Here is a 15,324-nt window from a genome sequence, read left to right on the forward strand (position 1 = left end):
AAAAATTATGACGATTATCTTTAGCTTATTGGGCATGCTGGTCTTGCTCGCTTTGGCGTATCTGCTCTCTGAGAAACGCGCGATTATTAATTGGAAAACGGTTTCACGAGCATTATTACTGCAAGTTAGTTTTGCGGCTCTGGTGTTGTACTTTCCTTGGGGACAAGCCGCCCTTGGTGCGCTCAGTCAAGGGGTTGCAAGTCTGTTAGGCTTTGCTGATGTAGGCATCGCCTTCTTATTTGGTGATTTAGCCAATACTGGGTTTATCTTTGCAATTCGTGTTTTGCCGATCATTATCTTTTTTAGCGCGCTTATCTCTGCGCTGTACTATTTAGGCATTATGCAAAAAGTCATCGCTTGGTTAGGCGGCGGGATCCAGCGCTTTTTAGGCACCAGCAAAGCCGAGTCTTTAGTCGCTACAGGCAACATTTTCTTGTCACAAGGTGAATCCCCGCTATTAGTACGTCCCTTTTTGCCTAAATTAACCCGCTCAGAACTATTTGCGGTGATGACTGGCGGTATGGCTTCTGTAGCGGGTAGTGTGCTCGGAGGCTATGCAGGACTCGGTATTGAGCTAAAATATCTGATTGCCGCTAGCTTTATGGCGGCGCCAGGTAGCTTGCTCATGGCGAAAATCATCGTCCCTGAAGCAGGAAAACCGTGCGATCAGACCGATGTACACATTGATGGTAGCGAACAAAGTAATGTCATTGATGCTCTCGCAAGCGGCGCAATGAATGGCATGAAGGTGGCGGTCGCGGTCGGAACCATGCTTATCGCTTTTGTCAGCGTGATCGCGATGGTCAATACTGGGTTAGAGAGCTTTGCTGAGCTGTTTGGTTTACAAGGCATCACTTTACAGCTCTTACTTGGCTATCTGTTTGCACCACTGGCTTGGATACTCGGCATCCCTGCTCATGAAATGATTCAAGCAGGCTCTTATATCGGCCAAAAAGTGATCATGAATGAGTTTGTGGCCTTTATTGATTTTATCCAACATAAAGAAGCACTGTCTGAGTACAGCCAAGTGGTGATTACCTTTGCTTTATGTGGCTTTGCCAATATTGGTTCGATCGCGATTCAGCTTGGTTCGATTGGGGTTATGGCACCAGAACGTCGAGCAGAAGTGGCTAATTTAGGCCTGAAAGCCGTGATTGCTGGTACTCTTGCTAACCTAATGAGTGCTTGTTTGGCTGGTTTGTTTATTTCACTATAAATCTCTTAATGAAGAAGGGCTTTGCCCTTCTTCATTATCTTATCTCTCTCATTTATTTTTTAATCGCCCCCCTTTGAGAGCAAGTGAGATCTTATCTAATCTTCCCCCTTCTACGCTCAATGATCGACTGGATTACCCACTGGGTTTTGCCAGCTATTGCATCGAGAACCTCATGATTTACTCTTTTCTACTCTCCATAAATAAACTTTATTGTTGCATAATGGTCTGATAGCCAAGCTCAATACTCGCGACTATTCAATGAGCTAGGTTTGAAGTGTGTGGTTGCCTGTGCGTCTATCGACTTGACGTTGCAGGTAGTTAGCCAGTCTAGTCATTCCCTATACGCAAATCACTCGGTGATTAGGGTAAAGGCACACAGCAAACACCGCTACCGTCTCCAATAGGAAGGGTATATCCTCCAATAATAAAGGACCGTTACCGCATGATAATGCATTCTCGTCAACGTTTAGTCACCGCGCTACTCGCTGGAGCACTATTAAGCTCCTCACCGCTATGGGCTGAAGAGCCTACTACCGATGACTCCATGAGTTACAGCAGTATTGTTGAAACCATGAGTCATAAAGAAGGTTTCCTTACTTTTTATCGCGACCAAACTACCGGTGAAACGTTATTTGCCATCAATGAATCACAGCTCAACCAGCCAATGATTTATCTCGCCCAAAGTCTGGATGGTATTGTTGAAGCAGGACATTTTCGGGGCAACTTTCGTGAAACTCGCGTCATCGAATTTCGCCGTTATTTCGATAGAATTGATATCGTTGCGTTGAATCCTCGTTTTCAATTTGACCCCAATAACCCTCTTTCCCGCGCAGCCAACGCGAATATTAGTCAAGCGACACTGGCAACCCTACCAATCATTGCCGAAGAAGAAGGACAAATCCTACTCAGCGCGGATCGATTATTCATCGGTGATGCACTGCATAAACTAACGCCAACTCTCGACAGACGTTCATCAGGAGCAGGGTTCATGATGGGTGAACTGCTCGAACATCGCTCGCGTTTTAGCGCGGAGCGTGTCTATCCGCGTAATGTCGACGTGGTGATCGACTATGTATTCTTAAACAATGAGCCACAAGAGAGCTCTTCGGCTCAAGCCGATGCGCGGATCACGCAGATCCGTCTCCAACATTCATTGATTGCACTGCCTGAGAATGACTATCAACCGCGCGCCGATGACGCACGGATTGGCTACTTTACTCAATCGTTTGATCGGATGACCGATAGCAGTTGGGCACCTTATGGTGATGTGATTAATCGCTGGCACTTGGAGAAAAAACACCCAGAGCAAGATCTCTCAGAACCCGTAGAACCCATTGTGTGGTGGATAGAAAATACGACACCTCATGAATGGCGAGAAGCGATTCGTCAAGGAGTAGAAGGATGGAATATCGCCTTTGAAGCTGCGGGATTTAAAAATGCACTGGTCGTCAAAGAGCAGCCGGATGATGCCGAATGGGAAGCAGGAGATATTAACTATAACGTGCTACGCTGGACCTCTTCTCCTCAACCTCTGTTTGGTGGTTATGGTCCTTCACTAGCGAACCCTTTAACCGGTGAAATTATTGCCGCTAACATCATGCTAGAGCATATTTTTCTGTCTAATGTTTGGTTAACCGAGCAAGTGTTCGCGCCTGTCACTCCCACTCAGCAAACGCACACTCATATCATTAACGGACAACCAGTGCATTGCTCTGCCGCCCATTCTCTACAGCAAGGGTTAATGATGGCAAGAGCAACTTATGGTTTACCGACCGGAGAAGCCTTTGCCGACAATGAACGTTTACAGCAAGGATTACGCCATTTAGTGATGCACGAAGTGGGGCATACCTTGGGGCTGAATCATAATATGAAGTCTCATTCTTTATGGGATAATGAGCAAATTCACGATAAGTCGCTCACTAAAGGGGTATTGTCGGGGTCGGTAATGGATTACGCACCGATTAACTTAGCCCCCCTAGGTAAACCGCAAGGTGATTATTACAGTTACTTACCTGGGCCTTACGATATCTGGGCGATTGAATATGGTTACTCTCCCGCACTTGCAGACCCTGAACAAGAGTCACAACGCCTAGAACGTATTTTACAGCGTTCCCATCAGCCTGAATTGGCATTTGCTAACGATGCAGATGACATGCGTTTTCCTGGGGTACACATCGACCCTCGGGCAATGATTGGCGCACACAGCTCGGACCCTATCACCTATGCGACACAACGTTTTGAGCTGATTAAGCATACCTATCCTCAATTATTGCAAACGGCGCGCTTACCTGGTCAATCCCATCAACAACTGTTGATTAGCGCTAATGTGCTCTTTAATCACTATCTCAATCAAGCCAATGTTGTTTCGCGCTATATCGGTGGTATTTATGTTGAGCGAGCGGTGGTTGGACAAGATCCACAAGTCAAACCATTTACTCCGGTTGCGCTTGCCGACCAACAGCGCGCAATGCGTACTTTAGCCAACTATGTCTTTGCCCCCGATGTCTTACAAGAAATGATGCCGCTACTCAATTATATGCAGCCTCAACGACGCGGGTTTGCTCGATACGGTATCAATGAGGATCCGAAACCTCACCAACGCCTCTTTGCTATGCAGCAAATGATCCTCGATCATCTATTGCATCCTAACGTCACGATGCGTCTCAGCGATAGTCGATTGTATGGTAATCAATACAGTGTGAATCAGATGCTCAGTGAATTAACTAACGCTATTTTTGTCGATGCCAGACAAGTCAACAGCATCAGTCAAATGCTGCAGGTCAGTTATGTACAACGCCTGATTGTGATCGCAAATCTTGATAAAGAGAATGAAAGTGAGCACGATTTTGTGACCCGCTCTGAGGCTTTAGCTCAACTCCACGCGATTCGTAAAATGCGTCTCTCAAGACATGTGAGCGATGAAGTGAAAAATCATTATCAGTTTATTAATCAGATGATCGATAGAGCTCTGAAATAATCATTAAAAAAACCGCTTCAAAAGTCGAGTAGACCTGAAGCGGTTATACATTTCAAAGCGGCGGATTAAAAAGTCAGCGAAAGGTTAGCCGCTACCCCCATCTGATGTTTACCAGCGTAGTTCCCGGCTAAATCAAAACGCACCACATCAAACGGACTAAAACCAATACCCGCGGTAATAGCATTATCAAGATTACTTTCTAAATCAATCTCATAGCCAGCACGTAGTTGTGCCCAGCGCCATGCATTACCTTCAATACCAAAGCGTAAAAACTGAGTATCATCCCCTTTGCCGTCAAAACGAGATTGTTTGGTGAGATCTAAATCCACAGCAGCGGTGAAAGCATCCGTTACATAACCACCCGAGACGGTAACTTGAGTATCCAATTTGTATTGATTGATGCCATTAAATGTCGTGATTTTTTGACTAAACAGATCTTTTACCGCCACACCTGCGCGATAGTTATCTTTTAACCACACGACACCTAAATCGAGGTTAAAAGCGCTGTCACTGGTTTCACTCTGATCATAATCATCTAAATCAAATTCTTTAACACTTAAGCTCTGTTGATAAGTCTTGAGTTGTTGGATTTTCGGCGCCACACCGATAGCCCATTGATGGCCGCGATACTGCACCATTTTCGCCACTGCAATCCCGTATTCGGAATAACCAAAGGCCATAAGATCAACACTAGAGTCTTGATAGCGATTGACCGGATCGGCATCATCACTGATCTGCGCTTTCGCGAGGATCTCAACATAGCCGCGCGCAAAAAAGTTTAATGAAACTCGGTTCATCGGAATGGCAACCGCAACACCTAAACCACCCGACACCGCAAAAGGTTTATTGTTATTTAAGTCATCTAAATAACGATTCAATCGATCTTGCGTTGCTTGTGAAGTATCACCAGCTTCAAACGCTTTGATCACATCTTGTAAATCATCAATCGTCGATAAATTATCATCGCTATCGCGCAGGTTAATACCGACGGCGGGTAATAGCACGCCAAAATCATCTCGACTACGATAAACCGCGGTTAACGCTGGGTTATAAAACGGCGCTAATAGATAATCAGAGGTGGTCACCCCAGTATTACCCATTGCATTCCCTCGCGCATCAGCGACAGCATTCGCCGCTAACGCAGAACCAGAAAAAAACGCCCCAAGCACCACTGCCAGTTGTGTGTATTTTTGCATATCCTTATCACCTTTTACGTGAAAACACTCATCACTAAGGTTAATACACTAAAGGCTAAATCGCTAAATAACCGTCATTTTTTAAATCGCGCACTCCATAAAGTGCAGTGCGCGACTTTCATCAATCGGATTTAAGCAGATCGAGGAGCAGATTTAACGACCGGCGTCTTGACTGCTGATGATGGGCGACGAGTACGATGTGACGGACTCTTTTTCGCTGAATTAGGATTGGATTTGTTCGCAGGGCGTCCCTCACCGGACGTTTGACCACGATGACCCGTATTTTGCTGAGTCGCTGTCGGCTTCTTCACTTTTTTGGGCTTTTTAGGTTTAAGCGGACGACCATCTAACTTCGATTCAGGGACAACATTAGTGGGCTCAAAACAGGCCAAACTCATTCGAGGTAATACCGTTTGAATTAAACGTTCAATCGCAAATAACTCCGGTGCTTCCAATTCACACACAAATGAGATCGCTTTACCCACTTCTCCAGCGCGGCCAGTTCGGCCGATACGATGGACATAGTCTTCAGCGACTTTAGGCAACTCAAAATTGACCACTTGTGGCAATTGAGGGATATCAATGCCACGCGCAGCAATATCGGTAGCGACCAAAATACGTATATCGCCCGCTTTAAAGTCAGCTAACGCTCGAGTACGTGCGCCTTGGCTTTTATTACCGTGGATTGCCGCCGCGGTTAATCCTTGCTCATTTAAATAGGTCGCTAAACGGTTCGCACCATGTTTAGTCCGCATAAACACCAACACTTGTTGCCAATTACCCTCTTTGACCAACTTAACCAACATGGCTGGTTTCTTTTTCACGTCAGCCGGATAAATACATTGCTCAACAGTTCTTGCTGTTGAATTGGCAGGGCTGACTGAAATCTCAACCGGATTATTAACTAAGCCTTTAGCAAGCTCTCGAATCTCGGTCGAAAATGTTGCCGAAAACAATAAGTTCTGACGCTTTTCTGGCAGTAATTTCAAGATCTTACGAATATCACGAATAAAGCCCATGTCTAACATGCGATCCGCTTCATCCAAGACCAAGATTTCCAGTTGATCAAACTTGACCGCATTTTGGTTATACAGATCCATCAATCGACCTGGGGTAGCCACTAAAATATCCGCCCCTTTACACATCCGCTGCATTTGTGGGTTAACTTTCACTCCACCAAAGACGACGGCACTGCTTAATGGCAGATAACGACCGTAGACTAGAATACTTTCTTGAATTTGCGCAGCCAGCTCACGTGTTGGGGTAAGAATTAAAGCGCGCACCTGATTGGCTCGAACCTTTGGACCCTTTGATAAAAGCTCCAAAATAGGCAATGTAAAGCCAGCTGTTTTTCCTGTGCCAGTCTGAGCTGCTGCCATGACATCCTTGCCCTCTAATACCGCAGGAATGGCCTGCACTTGGATAGGCGAAGGCGTGTTATACCCTTTCTCTTCAATAGCTTTAAGGATTGGTGCAGAAAGACCGAGCGAGGTAAAACCCATATATGATTCTCAATAGTAATAAAATAAACAACGCGGCACCGCCGCGCAAAGTCCACCATTTTGAGGCCTTTACTATTGGGTAGCAACCGTTAATTACAAATACCGACCGATTGACGACTCACAACACCTTACGTTGAATGGCGATAATCAGGCTCTACATGAATCAACACCTCAGCATTAGGCAGCACAGCCATGATCGCCGCTTCAATTCTATCGCATTGTTGGTGGGCAGCATCGACACACATCGATTTAGGTACAGTAAGATGAAAATCAATATGACGGCGACGGCCTGAATAACGAGTACGTAACTGATGAAAGCTCATCTCTGGCCCACAAACACTTTTAATAGTTTGACTAGTCAGCGCTAACTCTTCGTCCGAAATACTATGGTCTAATAAAGGACGAAACGCTTCGCATAACAAACTCACCCCTTCACGAGAAATAAATACCGCAACAAAGATGGCCACAACCGCATCGATAAAATACCAGTCATAACCTAAGTATCCGGCGACTAACATCACCGATAGCCCCACCGCAACACCGAGTGAGGTTAATACGTCCGCTTTTAAATGCAGAGCATCCGCTTGTAGCGCGATTGATTCTTCTTCTTTCGCTACGCGATAAAGGTGTCTTGAAACCAATAAGTTAACCAGAGCAGAAATCAACATCACGACTACGCCTAGCCCTATCGCACTGACTGGCTGAGGATTAAACAGCTTACTGATCGCTTCATAGACAATCCATGCTGCAGCACCCAAAATCAATAACGCTTCTAATACGCCTGAAACGTTCTCAATTTTACTGTGTCCGTAAGGATGATTGTCGTCTGGTGGTAAATCGGAGGTACTAACGGCAAATAACGCAATTAATGCCGCAATAAGATCCATGGCAGAGTGTATGGCCTCTGAAATGATACTCACCGAGCCACTAAAAATCCCCACCGTCATTTTCATCACAATTAACGTGCTATTAGAACCCACCGAAATGAGTGCTGCGCTGGTTTTACGATTCATTATAGAACTCCACAAAAACACTCTGCTCATCGACGCGAATCATAGCACAAGTTTTTTTACAAAAAACGTCTATAATTTCCATAAAAAAACAACCATAAGCATGATAAATGAATAAAATAAAAACCAATAAAAACAGCATGATAATATTAAATAAAAACAATTATCACTACCTTGATTCGTATTTGATTAAAAATTGAATATAAACATAAAGTATCGTTATATTTAAACAGCAAAAATCAAAAAAGATCCCGATTTCATCCACTTTTTAGACTTATCATTAATCGCTAGAAAACTGGCTGCATATTGGTACAATACGTTAACATTATTTATTCACCATCATGTCTTTAGGCTTATGTCCACTTTACAAACTATCGTTCTCGAAACCCCCAATGTATCCAATAAAGTCCTACTTCATTCTTGCTGCGCCCCCTGCGCTGGCGATGTCATGGAGCGAATAGTTAACGCGGGAATCGAGCTTACGGTCTTTTTCTATAACCCGAATATCCATCCAGAAAAAGAGTATTTGATCCGTAAAGAAGAGAACATTCGTTTTGCTGAAAAACTGGGTATTCCGTTTATTGACGCAGATTATGACGCGCCAAACTGGTTTGAACGGGTCAAAGGCATGGAGTGGGAGCCAGAGCGCGGCATTCGCTGCACTGAGTGCTTTGACATGCGTTTTGAACGCACGGCGTTGTACGCCCATGAAAATGGGTTTGACACTTTCACCAGTTGCTTAGGGATCTCGCGTTGGAAAAATATGCAGCAAATTAATGACTGTGGTCAACGCGCTGCAGCACGTTACCCAAGCCTGACTTACTGGACATTCAACTGGCGCAAGCAAGGTGGAGCGAGTCGCATGGTTGAACTGGCCAAGCGAGAACGTTTTTACCAACAAGAGTACTGCGGCTGTATCTATTCACTGCGTGATACCAACCGCTGGCGAGTGGCCAATGATAGATCACGAATTCAAATTGGTGTGCAGTATTATACTGATGAGTAAAATAAAAGCGAAAATCCCCTACTTAGGCAAGTAGGGGTTAGGTTTAACATAAAAACTACTATTTCGGGTCACAAAAACTAAACTTGGAGCGATAGTAACGAACTAAACCAACAAGGAATAATTGCCATAAATAGAACAGCCCCATACTTCCCCCTGAACTTGATGATAACTCCGGTTCGATAGGGTTCTTGTTCTTCACTTTCTGAGCAAATACATCAAACTCAGCAGCCGAGACGAAGTCACCCACACCGGATAACGCCTCAAATTTCAGGTATTTCGCTTGATACGGTGAAAATTCTAATTTTTGCACGCCATCACGATGCTCAAAAGTTCCTACCGAAACTTCTATGAAGTTCTGACCATCTTCAGACAAAGAGAGACGATAATCACCGATTGCTCCGTTCCCTGCACCGGGTCGTGCAACATAACTAAACCCACTAACCATAAAGTCAGCACTCAAATCGATCACAAAATGTTGCGGCGCTTTTTCAGAATCGTGTTCAGGGAACCATGGTGAATGATAAATACTATTCAGATCACCATCGAAAGCTTTTTCGATTTCAGAACCAGATTGCGCTTTGGGTTTTTCAATAAAGCGAATCGCCGTCCGATCAAACTCATTAAAGGTTGCTGTTTCTGGGCCGGTTAATTTTAAATTAGCCCAGTTGACACAATCCCCCGTCACGTCGTTATCGATATCATCAGTACGCAATATAATGTGTTTGATGTTGTATAAATCCAAATCCGGTTTCACTACAGCAGGACCTTCTAGATCATATTCCCATACTTTTACACCGTCGGCATAAACGCTCGCTTTAACTTTGTTGCCTTCAATTTTACAACTGTCATCGATGCCGACATCCGCTGTTAAGCGCGTCCAAGTTCCATCAAGGCTAAAACTGACGTTTGCTGGTGCTTGCATTCCAATACCGGACTGAAAATTCAATCCATTCATCTGCATTTCACTACCCGTTACCGACGAACCCACTTTTACCTCTCCTTCGATCGTGAGATGATCTTCGGTTAATTCGATCGTTTTGGTTGGCGTGCGCTTTTTCGTTGCAATAATGTCAAACTCTCTCGCACTGACAAAGCCACCAGACGCGGCAACCGCTTCAAAACGTAAATAACTCGCTTCAGTTTCTGAAAAATCCGCTATTTTTAACGCCTCTGTTTGTGGCCAAGTTCCTTCTGCAACGGGCTCTCCCCAGTTACCATTAGTCGTCGATAGATAAAGACGATATTGAGTAATAGTTCCGTTACCGGCCATTTCATCGGGTAAATAGGTAAAACCAGAAACGTTAAATGTGCCACCTAATTGCACAATAAAATCCATCGGAGTTTGTTCGGATGGTTCTGTCGGCTCCCATGGTGAATGGTATAAGCTTGCCACATCACCATCTAATGCATTCACAAAAGGTGTTCCAGGTTCAGCTGGCATTGGTTTAACAATTTTGAGCAAGCTTTTATCAAATTCCGTATGATAGTTGGGCTGTGGATATGGTAGCGTTTCTGGCCATATTGCCGCTTCATCAATATCAATCATGACTTGCTGCTGCTCATATACGGACTGTTTAGGAAGCTTAATATGTACTACACCATTTTTGTCAGATGAGTCAAAGAACCATCCTTCATCCGCTTGTGCAAAGTCATTTTGAGTCTGATGTTGATTCAACACGAGGTTATTATGTTTAACTAACTGCGGAGCAATCAATGAACTCACTTGAATGTGATAACTGCGCTGATTAATTTGCCCATCATAAGCATGATGTATAACAGCTGGCTCAATCGTGATAGTAATATTACCCGGAGTACCTATATGCGGAGCTTGTACATGGATCTGTGTTTCTGCGTAAGCATTCTGCTCTCGGTAGGCACGGGTTTCACCATCATCTTCATAAAGAGTAAAGTGGCTTTCACCGTGCGGAAAAACCTGCATGATCACATGTGATTGATCTTGTAGTGCATCAGAACGCGCCCCTTGATACATCGGGATAATCGCACCAGCTCGAACTAACACGGGGATTCGATCAATCGTAACGGGATAGTATTCCAACACTTTTCCCCCATCCGGCACAGAGGTACGAGTCCCGTCCCAAAAGTCTATCCATTCGCCTGTGGGTAAATAGAGTTGTTTATACCAACCATTGTTTTTTGCCATTGGCTCGTACACCGGAGCAACCAATAAAGACTCACCGTACATGTATTGATATTTAAACTCTTCACTTTTCAAACGCGCGTCATCAGGAAACTCCCAAGTCATGGCTCGAACGAGTGGCGATCCCGATTGATCGGCTTGATAAGCGTAATGATACATATAAGGCATAAGGGCAGACTTCAACATCAAATAATCCCGATTGATATCCCGATACAATTTGCCATTAAAATCACCATCATGCCACCAAGCATGCTTACGCTCCCCACGATCCCAACCTGACATAGAAATTAATACTGGTGTGAACGTTTTAAATTGGAGATCACGAGTAAAAGTTTCGGCACCCGAACCAAAAATACCATTAACATCTGAAGAGGCATAAGCTTGTCCCGATAATCCAGAACCGATAAATGTTGGAATATGCCAGCGTATATAATCCCAACTTGCCGCTTGATCGCCTGTCCAAGTCACACTGTAGCGCTGTGTTCCTGCCCATCCCATGACGGTCCAAATCATGCCTCGCGTTGTTGAGTTTTCCATCAATCCTATATGAGCATCATTATTCGCTGCCAATGAATAAAGTTTTCCTGGGCCTGTCCAAGCTACATCCAATTTATACACTTTTACGCCATCACTGACTTCTTGACGAATTTGATCCAGTGATTTTTGTGTCCACAACCCCGTTTGAATTCCTAGCTTATCTAGCTCACTCACCGTACCCGCCAGATCAGAATATCCACACCCATAACCATCATTCGGTAAAATCCAACCCACTGGCATGTCGTGATTTTTATAAGGTATTGCGACTTGATCCACCACATCTCTTGTATTTCCTGGCGAATCAGGCCAACCAGAAGGATAAGCACCATTTTTATTTTGATAGCAGTCAGCATCACCTAAATAATAAGCCCAGCGAGCCATCAAATGTGGACGTCCAGTTAATTTTGTATAGTGATCAACTATTTCGTGGAGCGTCTCCCCAACAAAATAATAGGCATCAAAACGGTTTTCATTATAAGAAGATACCGCTTGATCAATACTGCGGAAATCATGCGCACCATTTCGCCAAGTATGGCGTAACACGCCATATCCTTTATCTGAGAAGTAAAAAGGAGCAGGACTCGGGCGATCAAATTCTTCCCAGCCGCCAGAATACGACGCTTTGAGAATTTTACCATTAAATTCAAACTCTCCATTTTGCTGCCCTCCACCGTAGAAATGTTCATCCTTACTACTGGATAACGTTTGTACCGTTTTTAGATTGCTGTTATAAAATTTGAGTTCACTTTGGTCAAAACCATCCACCGAGGCACCTAGGTCTATCGGCTGCAATTCTCTCCATAGCGGTGTCATATTATCGGATTTATATAAAGCAAAAGTTAACGGTGCATGGTAAACACGTAGTGCAAGGGCGTCGGTTGTAATGAGATGATATTCACCTTGTTGTGAAACATTGATCGCGACATGACCTTGTTGATCATTAATAACAATGTTGGGCAGCGCCTCTGCATTAAAATCACTGTTATCACATTTAAAATTAGCACACTGATCGTTGACTGCATCCGTTTTAACATCTGTAAAAATGTCGTTATGGCTGGCTTGTAAACGAAACACGTGACTATTAATAAAATTAATTTTTACATGTTGATTATCAATGGTACGCAAAAAAACAGATTGCCCATTCTGCATGATGCTATCTAGATTAAGATTACTGAGTGGTGCGGCCAAGACATTAACCGACCACGATGTATATATCGCTGCTGTTAACAATATTGGCATCACTTTCAGACGAAAAGCCAAAGTCTTCATTTCATTTCCTTTCATATTAAAACCTTATTTTTATGGATTAAACCTTAATATTACAGATAAAGAAAGCAAAACGAATGATTTAAGTCACAAATAAAAATATAACGAAATAAAAAAAGAAACCAATTGAAAAGTCTGAACCGATTTAAAGTTTTTATTGCAAAGGAAATATCATTTTCATTATTTAATTTCTATTCAAAATAAAAAACCACCTATAAAGTAGGTGGTAAACATTGCGAACAATGAAACGCTTTATCCAGTCTTGGTAAACATGGGGGGAGACCTGAACTAAAGACAAAGCAAAAAATAATTATTATAAAATCAAGTTAAATTCTATTTGCGCTGCCACAAACGTTAATTTTACTAATGACCACCTCTTTCATTGCCTGCATGCCTGGAACTAAATATTGTCGAGGATCATTCGCATCAGGATGGCTAGACAAATACCCTTTCATTGCATCTGAAAAAGCAATTTTCAATTCAGTCGCCACATTAACTTTACAAATACCTAATGCAATACAATGACGTACATCTTCATCAGAAATACCCGATGCGCCATGCAAAACAAGAGGAATATCAACACACTGACGAATCGCCGCTAATCTTTCAAAATCCAATTTAGGCTCTGATTTATATAAACCATGAGCCGTACCAATAGCAACTGCAAGAGAATCTATCCCCGTACGCAAAACAAACTCCTTCGCTGAGCTTGGATCGGTTAATTGTGCATTGGCTTCATCAACAATAAGATCGTCTTCCTGCCCCCCAAGCAGTCCCAGCTCTGCCTCAACAGAGACGCCATGACGATGACACATATCAACAACAGCTTTAACGGTTTTAATATTCTCATCAAAAGGGGAATGAGAGGCATCAATCATAGCCGAACGAATCCCAGCATGAATTTTTTCTTCTATATCAGTAATACTTTCATGGTGATCTAGATGTAATACCAGTGGTAATTTATGCTTTTTAGCGGCAGCTTTACAAATAGAAACCAAGTAATCAACACCGGCATGTTTATAAGTCCCCGGCGTCCCTGCCAAAATAACAGGGGAACGCATTTCAGCAGCGGTTTCAACAATCACTTGTATCGTTTCTAAATTATGAATATTAAATGCAGGGACCGCATAATTGTTTCTCTGAGCGTCTTTTAGCATTTCATGTGAAGATATTAGATACATAAGGTCTCCTATGGCGTATAAAAACGCCACTCAAATAATATATTATTTATGGTTAATTAAGGATTATTTAAATGATCATCTAAATCATTAATATTTTTACTCTGTGATTTTTTATTTAAAGCACCATACTTTATTCCCATTCACCCAGGTTTCTTTTAATTCAAACGCTGGGTTAACAAATAAAAAATTGGCTTTTTTACCGATGGCGATTGAACCATATGTATGTTCGATACCTAGTAAACGAGCCGGGAATAAACTGGCTGATTCAATCGCGTATTTTAGTTCTACACCCACCATGGTTGATAAATTCTTCACCCCTTGGAATAACGCTAAAGTACTCCCCGCTAACCCCCCTTCTTGAGTTGTCACAATGCCACTTTGCATACGGACCAAATTACCGCCCAAGAAATACTCACCATCAGGTTGACCAGTCGCACACATAGCGTCACTGATCAGCACTAAACGTTCTGCGGCACAACTGACACAAATTTTCATTGCCGCTGGATGAACATGATGACCATCCGCAATCAACTCAATATAAGCTCGAGAGTCACTTAATCCAGCCCCCACCACACCAGGTTCCCGATGATGAAGACCACTCATCCCATTGTAGCAATGGACAACCCCATCTGCACCAGCCTCAAATGCCGACTGTGCTTGGGCGTAACTCGCATTGGTATGCGCCAACATCACGTTGACTCCTCGCCGCTTCAAATGACGAATGGCGTAGCATGCCTGATTTTTTTCTGGCGCTAACGCGACGGCTTTTAATGTATCTCGACTCACCGCGATCAGATGATCCAATTCCTGTGTGTCTAGCTCACGAAATAAACTCGAATCATGAGCACCTTTATGCCTCTCGGTAAAATAGGGACCCTCTAAGTAACTGCCTAAAATCGTCGCCCCAGGAACACCTTGCACCATGGCTTCAGCCACATTAATCAAAGCGCGTTCAATATGTGGTAGCTGATCGGTAACCGTGGTTGCGAGAAAAGCACCGACGCCTTGACTGGCTAAGTGTTGTGATAATTTCGTTAATGATTCGAGCGTACCGTCCATCACATCGACACCAGCGCCACCATGCACGTGTGAGTCTATCAATGCTGGTAACATCACATCCGCTTGCACCATGGTGGATATATCGTCTTCGGGTTGCTTAGGCCGAATTTGTGTAAAACACTCATCTTCGATAGTAATAATGTAATCTTGCTGCCATCCTTGTTCGGTAAGAATCTGTTTTACATAAATTTTCACTTTATTCACTCCTCGACATAT

9 protein-coding genes are annotated in these 15,324 nt (G+C 43.5%); 3 read left to right on the forward strand and 6 right to left on the reverse strand.

Features of this window, described 5'->3' with window-relative positions; translation table 11 throughout:
• Positions 1–7 precede the first annotated feature (7 nt).
• Both FKQ60_RS05255 and FKQ60_RS05260 read left to right on the forward strand, forming a co-directional pair.
• On the forward strand, positions 8–1,216 hold the full coding sequence (locus FKQ60_RS05255; protein WP_158137139.1) for a NupC/NupG family nucleoside CNT transporter: 1,209 nt from the start codon (positions 8–10) through the stop codon (positions 1,214–1,216).
• 442 nt (positions 1,217–1,658) lie between these two features.
• Positions 1,659–4,193 (forward strand): zinc-dependent metalloprotease, encoded by a 2,535-nt coding sequence (locus tag FKQ60_RS05260; protein ID WP_170906146.1) that lies wholly within the window; start codon positions 1,659–1,661, stop codon positions 4,191–4,193.
• 65 nt (positions 4,194–4,258) lie between these two features.
• Here the strand turns inward: FKQ60_RS05260 and FKQ60_RS05265 are convergent, their stop codons facing one another.
• The 3 genes from FKQ60_RS05265 to FKQ60_RS05275 all read right to left on the reverse strand — a co-directional run bounded on the left by FKQ60_RS05265 (position 4,259) and on the right by FKQ60_RS05275 (position 7,904).
• Entirely contained in the window at positions 4,259–5,389 is a 1,131-nt protein-coding gene (locus FKQ60_RS05265) for a conjugal transfer protein TraF (protein WP_158145187.1), read from the reverse strand.
• 131 nt (positions 5,390–5,520) lie between these two features.
• On the reverse strand, positions 5,521–6,891 hold the full coding sequence (locus tag FKQ60_RS05270; RefSeq protein ID WP_170906147.1) for a DEAD/DEAH box helicase: 1,371 nt from the start codon (positions 6,889–6,891) through the stop codon (positions 5,521–5,523).
• A 128-nt stretch (positions 6,892–7,019) separates the two neighbouring features.
• On the reverse strand, positions 7,020–7,904 hold the full coding sequence (locus FKQ60_RS05275) for a cation diffusion facilitator family transporter (protein ID WP_161438944.1): 885 nt from the start codon (positions 7,902–7,904) through the stop codon (positions 7,020–7,022).
• Between the two features lie 352 nt (positions 7,905–8,256).
• Here FKQ60_RS05275 and FKQ60_RS05280 point away from each other — a divergent pair, with 352 nt between their 5' ends.
• A complete protein-coding gene (locus FKQ60_RS05280) occupies positions 8,257–8,907 on the forward strand; it encodes an epoxyqueuosine reductase QueH (protein ID WP_161425461.1) in 651 nt (216 codons plus the stop codon).
• Between the two features lie 58 nt (positions 8,908–8,965).
• Here FKQ60_RS05280 and FKQ60_RS05285 read toward each other — a convergent pair whose 3' ends face one another.
• The 3 genes from FKQ60_RS05285 to nagA form a co-directional block, all read right to left on the reverse strand.
• Positions 8,966–12,841 (reverse strand): discoidin domain-containing protein, encoded by a 3,876-nt coding sequence (locus FKQ60_RS05285; protein ID WP_249374274.1) that lies wholly within the window; start codon positions 12,839–12,841, stop codon positions 8,966–8,968.
• Positions 12,842–13,194: 353 nt separating this feature from the next.
• Positions 13,195–14,049, reverse strand: a complete 855-nt coding sequence (locus FKQ60_RS05290) for a tagatose bisphosphate family class II aldolase (RefSeq protein WP_004396899.1) — start codon at positions 14,047–14,049, stop codon at positions 13,195–13,197.
• 111 nt (positions 14,050–14,160) lie between these two features.
• Positions 14,161–15,303 carry an N-acetylglucosamine-6-phosphate deacetylase gene (gene nagA, locus FKQ60_RS05295; protein WP_306687435.1) on the reverse strand — a complete coding sequence of 381 codons (1,143 nt, stop codon included), beginning with the start codon at positions 15,301–15,303 and terminating at the stop codon, positions 14,161–14,163.
• Positions 15,304–15,324: the final 21 nt, after the last annotated feature.

Origin of the sequence: Vibrio sp. A11, from assembly GCF_013048705.1 — a bacterium.
GTDB classification, from domain to species: Bacteria; Pseudomonadota; Gammaproteobacteria; order Enterobacterales; family Vibrionaceae; genus Vibrio; species Vibrio metschnikovii.

Bases quoted from the DNA above. Each gene is read 5' to 3' on its own strand.
- FKQ60_RS05280 (WP_161425461.1), top strand. From the start codon at position 8,257: ATGTCCACTTTACAAACTATCGTTCTCGAAACCCCCAATGTATCCAAT.
- FKQ60_RS05285 (WP_249374274.1), bottom strand. From the start codon at position 12,841: ATGCCAATATTGTTAACAGCAGCGATATATACATCGTGGTCGGTTAAT.
- FKQ60_RS05255 (WP_158137139.1), top strand. From the start codon at position 8: ATGACGATTATCTTTAGCTTATTGGGCATGCTGGTCTTGCTCGCTTTG.
- FKQ60_RS05265 (WP_158145187.1), bottom strand. From the start codon at position 5,389: ATGCAAAAATACACACAACTGGCAGTGGTGCTTGGGGCGTTTTTTTCT.
- FKQ60_RS05270 (WP_170906147.1), bottom strand. From the start codon at position 6,891: ATGGGTTTTACCTCGCTCGGTCTTTCTGCACCAATCCTTAAAGCTATT.
- FKQ60_RS05260 (WP_170906146.1), top strand. From the start codon at position 1,659: ATGATAATGCATTCTCGTCAACGTTTAGTCACCGCGCTACTCGCTGGA.
- FKQ60_RS05290 (WP_004396899.1), bottom strand. From the start codon at position 14,049: ATGTATCTAATATCTTCACATGAAATGCTAAAAGACGCTCAGAGAAAC.
- FKQ60_RS05275 (WP_161438944.1), bottom strand. From the start codon at position 7,904: ATGAATCGTAAAACCAGCGCAGCACTCATTTCGGTGGGTTCTAATAGC.